This window comes from Paenarthrobacter sp. CM16, assembly GCF_013179505.1.
GTDB lineage: Bacteria > Actinomycetota > Actinomycetes > Actinomycetales > Micrococcaceae > Arthrobacter.
The window spans coordinates 20,441-29,601 of sequence record NZ_JABMCX010000014.1 but is presented as its reverse complement, the minus strand read 5'-3'; the positions used below and the strand labels follow the sequence as shown (position 1 = coordinate 29,601).

Annotated in this window: 10 protein-coding genes; 8 read left to right on the top strand and 2 right to left on the bottom strand. The window is 59.9% G+C overall.

Going from position 1 to position 9,161, the window contains the following annotated elements; genetic code table 11:
- Together HP499_RS02255 and HP499_RS02250 are read left to right on the top strand one after the other, a co-directional pair.
- Positions 1-469 (top strand): hypothetical protein (locus tag HP499_RS02255; RefSeq protein WP_172322333.1); only part of this gene is annotated, 469 nt, incomplete at its 5' end.
- Between the two features lie 44 nt (positions 470-513).
- On the top strand, positions 514-1,506 hold the full coding sequence (locus HP499_RS02250; RefSeq protein WP_172322332.1) for an ImmA/IrrE family metallo-endopeptidase: 993 nt from the start codon (positions 514-516) through the stop codon (positions 1,504-1,506).
- A 928-nt stretch (positions 1,507-2,434) separates the two neighbouring features.
- On the opposite strand, the gene HP499_RS02245 is transcribed toward HP499_RS02250, so the two are convergent.
- Together HP499_RS02245 and mobF are read right to left on the bottom strand one after the other, a co-directional pair.
- Positions 2,435-3,574 carry a hypothetical protein gene (locus tag HP499_RS02245; RefSeq protein ID WP_216659664.1) on the bottom strand — a complete coding sequence of 380 codons (1,140 nt, stop codon included), beginning with the start codon at positions 3,572-3,574 and terminating at the stop codon, positions 2,435-2,437.
- A 514-nt stretch (positions 3,575-4,088) separates the two neighbouring features.
- A complete protein-coding gene (gene mobF / locus HP499_RS25440) occupies positions 4,089-5,024 on the bottom strand; it encodes a MobF family relaxase (protein WP_309138325.1) in 936 nt (311 codons plus the stop codon).
- Positions 5,025-5,233: 209 nt separating this feature from the next.
- On the opposite strand from mobF, the gene HP499_RS24860 reads away from it, so the two are divergent.
- The 6 genes from HP499_RS24860 to HP499_RS02210 all read left to right on the top strand — a co-directional run bounded on the left by HP499_RS24860 (position 5,234) and on the right by HP499_RS02210 (position 8,814).
- Positions 5,234-5,551 carry a hypothetical protein gene (locus tag HP499_RS24860; protein ID WP_216659663.1) on the top strand — a complete coding sequence of 106 codons (318 nt, stop codon included), beginning with the start codon at positions 5,234-5,236 and terminating at the stop codon, positions 5,549-5,551.
- A 30-nt stretch (positions 5,552-5,581) separates the two neighbouring features.
- Positions 5,582-5,857 carry a hypothetical protein gene (locus HP499_RS02230; RefSeq protein ID WP_172322331.1) on the top strand — a complete coding sequence of 92 codons (276 nt, stop codon included), beginning with the start codon at positions 5,582-5,584 and terminating at the stop codon, positions 5,855-5,857.
- Positions 5,858-5,995 carry a hypothetical protein gene (locus HP499_RS02225; protein ID WP_172322330.1) on the top strand — a complete coding sequence of 46 codons (138 nt, stop codon included), beginning with the start codon at positions 5,858-5,860 and terminating at the stop codon, positions 5,993-5,995.
- Positions 5,996-6,380: 385 nt separating this feature from the next.
- Complete coding sequence (locus HP499_RS02220) at positions 6,381-6,614, top strand: hypothetical protein (protein WP_172322329.1); 234 nt, start codon at positions 6,381-6,383, stop codon at positions 6,612-6,614.
- Positions 6,615-6,697: 83 nt separating this feature from the next.
- Positions 6,698-6,853 (top strand): hypothetical protein, encoded by a 156-nt coding sequence (locus HP499_RS02215; protein ID WP_172322328.1) that lies wholly within the window; start codon positions 6,698-6,700, stop codon positions 6,851-6,853.
- A gap of 908 nt (positions 6,854-7,761) precedes the next feature.
- Positions 7,762-8,814 carry a PDDEXK nuclease domain-containing protein gene (locus HP499_RS02210; protein WP_172322327.1) on the top strand — a complete coding sequence of 351 codons (1,053 nt, stop codon included), beginning with the start codon at positions 7,762-7,764 and terminating at the stop codon, positions 8,812-8,814.
- Positions 8,815-9,161 lie beyond the last annotated feature (347 nt).

Below are 9,161 nucleotides of genomic sequence, written 5' to 3'. Positions count from 1 at the left end.
CGTGGAGAAAGAACAGGCACTAGCTTTAAGCGACGCCTCAGAGCGACTCATCTACGCCTACGTATCTGGCGGCACCAAAGAAATCGCTGCAGCGAGGGCGGACCTTCAGCGTGCCCAAGACATGAGCGACGGTCCAGCCTCAGACGCGGTCCTGGCACAACTCATCGAGAACGATCCGATCGGCTCTGCAGCATCTGGCCTGCTGACCTTCCCGGAACTCCAAGCCATCATCGCCTCAGACTTAGAAGCCTACCTTGAGCCTGTAGAAATCGACGTAATCACCGAAAATCCATCCAATCTGAGAATCGTGCTCGCTGCCCGAATGAAGGGAATCAGCTTGGACGACATGATCAGGAAGCCGCTCTTGGACAGAACCGACTACGCTCTAGCTGCCAGAGGCGACAGGCGACGGGCCGCAGAACTTGTCGAGGAACTGCGCAGGAGCCTTGGCGAGACCGAGTCTAAGTGACGCGAGCAAGAATCCAGGGGGCACAAAGACTAGCTGATCGTCTAGTGGATCAACTTGATCTAAATCCGCCAATCGAGATCGAAAAGCTTGTCGAGCTCCATGCATCAGTTCACGCCTTCCCGAGCGATATACCAAACTTGGACGCTGTGCTTTTGGGCCTTGACGCCAGCGACAACCATGTCTTTGTTAACACTCAGCGTTCCCCAAAGCGGCGTCGCTTCACAATGGCACATGAATTGGGTCATATACTCCTTCCCTGGCATCAGGCTCACGAACTGATCTGCGAAGCTGATAACGAGGATCACCCGGACGACCCGGACCTATCGCACAAGCTTCCCGGCTCAGATCCTGTTTCACAGGAGATTCGTCTGCAGGAACTGGAGGCAGACGCTTTTGCTGCACGTACTCTCGTACCTAAGAGATTTATTGACTCATTCGGGGCCTCGCATGTACCCGAAATGCTCGAAAAATTGGAGGCCGCAGAAGTTTCCATACCGGCCGGCATGCGAGCTCTGGCCGAAGGACTACCGCCCGGCTACGTATTCGTCATGCTTGACGACGACGACCTCGTCGAACGTGTATGGCGGTCCGGCCCTGAAAAGTCTGGGGTACCTAGCGTCTTGGGAATTTACCGCGGCACCAAAATAGACACAGGTCAAGCGTTGCGAACTCTGGCTGACCACGGCTGGGCGTGGCACTATAATCGCAGAATATGGTGGGGACGTGCAGACATAGATCTCCAGGTTCCGGAAGGAAGCCCTGAATGGCGACCGATCCTTGAGAAGCTTTGTAATTCAGTCACCAAAAATCGTGCGGAAGCTAACCGCATGTGGGCTTCAGCTTCAGCCATTGGCGGAGCACTAAACAACGAAGTTGGTGAAGTCAAGGTCGAACGGATGGCGGGTCTCCTGGCCCTTCGCCTCAGGCGGAATGAAGACCTCGACCCCTTAGTCACGTCTGAAAATTTTGACGAGTACGTTTTCTCCCGCGCACGGGATTTGGTGCTGTCGGCTCATAAAAAACGTTACCGCGCATGACTTTTCTGAGGTTTCGCCAGCCAGCCTTATGGGATGGTTTGCCGGCTGACGGTACCTGGCCAGTCGTGCTCCCGCTAGGAGGCCACGATTCACTCCTGCGCGGCTTTTCCGAGTGGTATCCACCTTCCATAGCCCCGGTTCGCTCTTTGCCGTAGGTTCAACGCGAAACGTAGTTGAACGCCGTCCTGAGCCGTCTCAGAACCAACAGCATGCAAAAATTGCGATACCTAGTTCAGCTCATAGCGCCGGACTCAACGTAGCCCGAGGACAAATCCCCTTGCGCTTGCGTCGTTCGCGCCGAAGCCCCAAAAGTCGAGGCCTCGGCGGTCACCTGAGCTTCAGTCAGTGCTCGGCTACACGTTGGTAGTTGCTCTTCGTGGCGTTCTCAAGGATCTAACGTGCGATGGATATCGCACCGGGCCAGTTGATATTCTCCGCATACTGACAAATCACCTCTAGACCCTCTTTTTCCTTCACTCACCTCGGCCATCGCTCCCCAGGAGCCTCACACACTAGAGATTGAACCAACGAAGCTCCTTGTAAATCGGCAGTTCTAATCCACTGGAAAATTGTGACGTCGTTCGACCAAACCATGGTTGACTTCATGGGATCGTCCCAGCGCACGCCCACGCAGCGTCCAGTCCCATAAGTTCCATGCCCTCCTAGCCTGTTCTTGGCAACCTCCCGCACGGGCAGCTCGACATGCTCGCGTTCCAGGTCGCTGTCTCCATGCGCCGGAAGGGGATTGGCCGCATGGCAGTCCAGGCAATCCGAGACCAGAACCCGCTGCCGCGCATGACTGCTCTGAACGATGACGTCGAGTCTAAGCAATTCTGGGATGGGCTTGGCTGGATCAGGCACGAGTCACCGCACGCCATCCTGAGGGGCGGAGAACGCGTGACTTACTCGGTGCCATGATGCGTGACGGCTAGAGTTCGCGGCCCTGGTCGTGCTGTTTTTGGCGTGCTTGCGCTGCGGTGCGTTCGGCTTGCTGTTTGGCGGCTTCCTTCTGCGCAGCTGTTCCCTCGGTTTGCGGCTGTGCCTCCTGCTGGGCCGCGAGTCGTGCGGCGTTCCGTTCGGCTGTGATTTTCTCCAGGCGGCTTCGCAGACGTGGTTTTTCCGTCTGGGCGGGGGTGATGGCCGTCGGCTCCTGAGCGTTGGCTTGCCTGTCCCCGTCCGTGGCGCGCTGCGCTGGTGATTCGGGGGCGTGAGTGTCCTTGCTCCGCTCGACCGCCGCCAGCGCATCGAGCGTCAGGTCCTGGTCGGTGGCGTGTTCGGGCAGGGCGTGTGAGCGTTTGGAGACGGTCACTGCCTGGGCGTGGAGTTGCTGGCCGATCTCGTCGTTTCTGAACCGTTCCGGCACTGGTGTGTCCTCCGTTTCGGGAACGTTGTAGCGGGCGCGGAACAGTTCGATGCTGGCCGCGGTGTCGCGCCATTGCTGGGCGGCGTCGGGGCGTGCCGGGACGGGCCCGAGTTCCTGTGCCCATTCCGGAGGTGTGGCCGCCAGGAGGTGGCCGCGTTCGTCGAACCTTGCGGCGAGGACTTCGCGGCGGGCTGAGAGTTCTTCCTTCCATGGTCGGGGCAGGTACGGGCTTGCTGCCGCGCCCGCCGGGGCGAGCCATTCGGGCAGCCTGTCCGACGCCTGCACAGGGGTGGTGGGGCGCGGCGTGAGGGTGCGGAGGCGTTCCTCAGCCCGGGCGCGGGCGGCGATCGTCTCGTGTCCCCATGCGCGTTGTGTGTTGGCACCGGCGGCGGGGTTCTTCCCGTAGGCGCTGCGGCCGCCGCGTTCGGCGGTTTCTGCCGCGCGTTGGGATTCTTTGAGCTGCTCGTTGCGGATCCGGTGTTCGTCCTGGAGCGCGCGCAGCTGCTGGTGGGCTCGGCGGGCAACCGCGGGGTCGTTGATAGACGAGGTTTCCCGTGCGGTGAACCGGGTGGTGAAGATCCGGCGTTCCAGCTCGGCGTCGGTGAGCTTGCCGTACCGGCGGTTGGTCCAGTGGTCAGCTGCTTTCGGTCTATGGACTGCAACTGCTTCACGGGCGGCCCGTGCACCGGCCTCTGCCTCTGCCACCTCGGCTACGCCCTGACCACCCACCGTGCCCAGGGCATGACCAAAGACGCCGGCATCCCCATCCTCGATGGCTCCACCACCCGGGAGAACGCCTACGTCGCCGCAACCCGTGGCCGGGATGAGAACGTGCTGTTCGTCACCGTCGAGGAAGGCCAAGACCGCGACAGTGTTCTTGCCGCGATCGCCGGGAACCACAGCCAGGACTCCTCCGCGCATGAGGCCATGGCCACCGAGTACGAACGCATCAACTCGCCCTTGACCCTGGCCGATCAGTACCGCTACGTCAACGATGAAGCGAGCACCCTGCGCATGGCCGCCATGGCACGGGAGATCCTTGGACCGGACGCAGCGAAGTTCATCAAGGCCGAGTCCTGGGGAGCGGTGGCCACGCATCTGGCTAAAGCCGAGCAGGGCGGCTGGGACACCGCCGGGTTGCTGCGCACGGCAGCTGGCCAACGTGAGTTCCAGAGCGCCGATGACCTTTCCGCTGTGCTCGCCTGGCGCGTGGAAAAGATCATGGATAAAGCTCCGGAGCTGATTGCCCAAGCAGGTGAACGCCCGTTGCAGGGACTGTCCGATGAGCAGCTGGCCACCCTCCGTGCAGTGCCGGGACAGGGCCGTGTTCAACGGCATATTCGCGGGCCCAACGGTTGACCTCGGCCATGACGTTCTGCGCCGTCCAGGTGGAGCGCTTGTCCGAAACAGCGGCGACGATCTGACGCGCTGTCGCGTCAATATCAATCTCGGCAGTCGCGGGGCGGAATGTCCGGGACCGGGTCCCGGTGATGCGTTTGAGGTCCTTCTCGGTGAACAGGGTTGCGGCTTCCTGCCGCCATGCTTGGGCTTGTTCGGCGAGGGTCTTGGGAGCCTCTTTGTCGGGCCGGGTGTCCAATGTTGCTGCCTGTGCGAGTTTGATCAGGGCGGCTTGGTCGGGGCTGTGGCCGTGCTGTTCTTCGTACGCCTGGCGTAGTTCCGTCAGGCTTGAACGGATGCCCGTGCTGCGCTTGGAGAAGAGCGTGTTCAGTTCACGTGGGATGGAAGCTATTTCCATGACGGGCTGCTTGGACCCGTTGACGGTGCGGGCTTCGAACTCCACGCCGTGCTCTTCAAGGTAGGCCTGGATCCGGGTGTTGTAGTGCTCCGAGACGGCAACAGCGGAGCGGTGCAGCAGTTTGCCGTCGATGGTCTTCCAGTTCCCTTGAAAGTCCTGGACCTTGTTGGAGACCACAAGGTGGGTGTGCAGGTTCGGATCTCCCAGGCGGGAATCGTGGTGACGGAATGCCGTCGCCGTTAGTCCACCTTTGACGGAGGTTTGGGCGATGCCGCTGAAGGAATAGAAGGACAGAAAAGCCCCCTGGTGGACACCAGTCCGCTCCCCCTGGCGCCGGTTTGGATGCGGATGAACGGGCCCGCGTGCCGGATCGGCTTGAGCGGTATGGCTCCAATCCACTCAAATCCACACGTCGACGAAGCATGGCGTGCGGGTGCCAGAGTCGACTGGGGTGCAGCCAATCTGGCCGGCCCGCTTTACGATGGAGCCAACTACGTTAGAAAGTACTGCTGATGGTCCGGTTACTGCTCATAGTTGCCTTGGTAGTGATTGCGACATCATTGGCGGTAGCAGGGCGCTTCCGGTATCCCCTCAGGCTTGGTTCGTCCATGGACCGCTTCTTCGTTGGGCTCCAGCTAGCAGGTAACGGGGTCGCGCTCGTGGTTGCTGTGCTCCTGCCGGCATTCTCGACTTTCCAAGGATTATGGGGACTGGCCTACCTTTCCGGGGCTTTGCTCACCGGGGCCTTCGCGCTCTACCCGATGAAACTGTCGGCGATAGGGCCAGCGAAGGTCAGCACAGACGGGAAAAGAGCAGTGGTGCCGGCTGCAATCAGACGGACCCGTTGGCCCTACCAGTCAGCTTTTGCGGGGGCATATCTAGCGTTGCTGATTTACGCTATCTCCATATTTGGACTGTACTTCTGAGTGACCACTTGGGTTACTTGGGGAGATTACATGGCGCTTGGATTCGTCTTCATAGCGATTGGCTTGGTGTGGCTGCCGTTCAGGAAGTGGATTGCCCGCCGACAGTACTCCATCTCATCAGAGATGCTCGGCCGGAAGATGGCAGCCTCTGAATCCGACTCGCTTGCAGCAGACCCGGAGCTGTATGAGGAACGGGTTCGGGGCTTCGAGATGCTCGGGGTGTTCTTCTGTTCGGTCCTGATCGTTGGTGGCTTGCTGATTGTGGTGCTGACGCTCATCTTCCGACCGCCCTGGGTAGGTGCTTAGATGGGTGACCCGTTCCTCGCCGTCGTCGGGGTCTTCCTGATGCTCAGCGGCCTGGTGCTGTACCTGATGCGCAACTTGATGGCCCGGGCCGGTGTTGACGGGTGGGCGTGGCTGCCCGAGGGAACGTATCAATATTAACTCGCCATGTCCAAGGCGGATCGGAGGAAGCTTATGGGCCTTCGTTCATTCTTTCCCTTCCAGTACTTACGGGATGCGTCATCGTTTGTGGCGGCCTCTCGCTGAACTTCGCCCATGGGGGGACGCATGTCGGCTTTACTAGAGGCATCGGAGCGCGCGCGGAAGTGAGCCTCGGTACTTCAGTGGGTGTGGGCACGACCCAAGGCAAGGGCAATATGAGTGTCGAATGTGGTGGTCTGTGGGGGTGGGGGCTGTTTGGCGGCGTCAACCTGCCACCGGCCGGGAGCGGTGAATTTTTGACTGGCGGCTTCCTGGGGACGGGTGTAGGGCTCGGAGGCGGCTGTTCCATGATGTGGACCGACTACGTGAAGATCTAGGAGTTCTCATGCAGCTACTAATTGCAACGATCGCAGGACTTTTTGCCATTGGCGGTGGAATCCTGATTTGGGTCAAGGCCCCGGTCTTAGCCAAAGTTGCCGTGAGCAGCTTGGATTACCTACGGCCCGGCAAGAACCAGGAAGCATTCCGCCGCACTAATATCAAGGGGGTCCGCTTTGTGGCGGCCACCTGGATAGCCGCAGGCATCGGTGTCATCATCTACCACCTTGTTGCGCGGTAAACGTGGAGTTCGCGGGTGCCTTCGTAATCATCGTCATAGGCGTGGCTGCGGTTCTATTCCGGAAGGCATATGCCAGGTTCATCATGTCGTTCGCCTACCGCATCCCAGCCGCGCATAAGCACGAAGACACTGTCATCCTCGGCATCTCCTGGATCGCCCTGATCTTTGGGCTAGCTTTCCTCGCCTATGGCCTCGTCTTGTCCATCCATATCGCTTCCGTACTCTCGCAGACCACGTGACGGGAGAACACCAAGGTGAAAGAACGATATGATCTCCCGCAGCACAGTAATCGGACAGTGAGTGCGTACCGAAGTGTTTTCGCACCCCTAATCTGGAATGTTCCCCTCGCTACCGCATTCGTCGTTCTCGCCCTTACGGTGAGTCCATCATTTGGCGACGCGGTTCCTGTGCTCTTTTTGGCCGCCCTATTTGTTGCCATGTGCGTCCCAGTGGCTATCGCAGCGTCCCGACTTCCCGCCTAAAACGTTCCGAACAGCAGGACAAGGAAAACCTCAACCGAGGACTTCGCCCAGATGGCAACCCCCTTTCATGACCTTTCGAGGGGTGATTGGGGAGAAAAGTAATCGCCGAGCAGAGGTGCCAGTACACGTCTGCAGCAGAATGGCTGTCCGGGGAAGGGACCGGGGCCCTCAAAACGCCCTCGGCCGGTCCGATCTCCACAAAACGGATGGGTGCTTGGACGACAGGTCCAGCTAGCGGCTCAGCCCGTTCTTGCTTCTCTCGACGCCCGAGGCTGCCCCTCCGCGAGTCTTCCTGGCTTTGGTGGCCTTCCCGGTTGTCACTGCTGCGCTCGGGTGTGTGCCCTCGCTGCGGGATGCTGCGAGTCGGCCACGGATCTGCGTTTCATTGGCGCCGGTATCGGCTAGGGACTCCGCGAATTTCTGGTGGTGCTCGGCGGAGCCCAGCGATTATTGCATCATTGCACAATCACTCACCCGACCGTCGGCTGACATGGGAAACACTCCGTCACACATCTGCCCCGGCGGCCAGTGGAACCTGCAGCATAGCCGCCGTCGTCGGTCTGAGACCCGAGCGGACGCTGTCGCCGGTCAACGTCGCAATTGTCCAAAGTGGTTTGGACAATTGAGCTGCCGGCCGTTTTCAGGGTTCCCGGTAGTGTTGTTGCGTGTCGATGATCGAACCGGAGCTGCCCCACGGATACAGCGGAACACTGGCCTCATTGAAGGAACTGGTGACAACAGCTCAGCTGCGCGCCCAGCAAGCAGCCAGCACGGCGATGGTGGAAATGTACTGGGCCATCGGAGCTACGATCCTTCAGCGCCAAGCCCAAGAACCATGGGGTTCGAAGATCCTGCAACGCCTCGCCTCGGACATGAAGGCTTCGTTCCCGAATATGCGCGGGTTCTCCCGATCCAATTTGTTCTACATGCGCTCCTTCGCGGCCGCTTGGGACTTTACTGATCCGGACACACGGGAGCGGATTAGTGCGCTGGCCTGGGGCCACATCATCGAACTGCTCAAGCTGAAGGACCCAGAAGTCCGTGACTGGTACGCCGGCATGGCCATTGAGCAGAAGTGGAAACTCACCGTCCTTGAACACCAGATCGCCACAGGCCTGCACCGGAGGATAGGAGCTGCGCCAAACAACCTTGAGGCTCGCCTTCCAGCCGATGGCGCCGAATTGGCCCAGAACGTCGCCAAGGACCCGTTGGTTCTGGACTTCCTCGGGCTGACCAGCGAGGCCGAGGAACTGGCCATCGAAGAGGCCATGACCCAACGCATGACCCAAACCTTGGCTGAGTTCGGCCGAGGTTTCGCGTTCTATGGTCGCCAGTATCATCTGGACGTCGAGGGTGAAGACTTCTACATCGACCTACTGCTGGTGCACGTGCCCACAAACCGGTTCGTGGTTGTGGAACTAAAGGCCGGCAAGTTCCGGCCAGAGCACCTAGGGCAATTGAACTTCTACGTTGCCGCAGTCAATGACCTTGTGAAGTTTCCCGGCATGGCGCCCGCCGTTGGGATCCTGGTGTGCGGGTCGAAGCACGAACCAACGGTCCGTTACGCCCTGGACGGTTCCTCCCAGCCCATCGCCGTCACCTCTTACACCTACGAAACGCTCCCGGCCAAGGAACGCGAAGCACTCCCCTCCCCCGCAGCCATCACCGCTGCACTGGAACAAGGAACCGTAGGCGACACCGGAAGTATGGACGATTAAGTTTCGGATGGTAGCTGTCGACGACGGTCGCTAGTTCTCCAGCGGCGGCCAGGTACCAATTGTCCAAAGCACTTTGGACAATTGGTACCAAAGCCAGGGGTATGCGGCGCCAAGGATCCGCTTTGCGGCTTAACTACGCACTGGATAGGCAGTGGCTTCGACCGATAATTGTGGCAGTGCGGTCTTGTCGTCAATTATGTCGCGCAGATCTAATCGATTTTCCCCAGGTTCGGCAGCTGTGCAGTGTTTAGGCCGACTTCCTGGCATCGGCCGTTCCACGCACGGCTTCGCTTGTCAGAGTGAGGGAGCCGCTGTCGGTTGTGAAGGAAATGAGGCCGTCGGCGCGG

Bases quoted from the DNA above. Each gene is read 5' to 3' on its own strand.
- HP499_RS24860 (WP_216659663.1), top strand. From the start codon at position 5,234: ATGGACCGCTTCTTCGTTGGGCTCCAGCTAGCAGGTAACGGGGTCGCG.
- HP499_RS02230 (WP_172322331.1), top strand. From the start codon at position 5,582: ATGGCGCTTGGATTCGTCTTCATAGCGATTGGCTTGGTGTGGCTGCCG.
- HP499_RS02225 (WP_172322330.1), top strand. From the start codon at position 5,858: ATGGGTGACCCGTTCCTCGCCGTCGTCGGGGTCTTCCTGATGCTCAGC.
- HP499_RS02220 (WP_172322329.1), top strand. From the start codon at position 6,381: ATGCAGCTACTAATTGCAACGATCGCAGGACTTTTTGCCATTGGCGGT.
- HP499_RS02215 (WP_172322328.1), top strand. From the start codon at position 6,698: ATGTCGTTCGCCTACCGCATCCCAGCCGCGCATAAGCACGAAGACACT.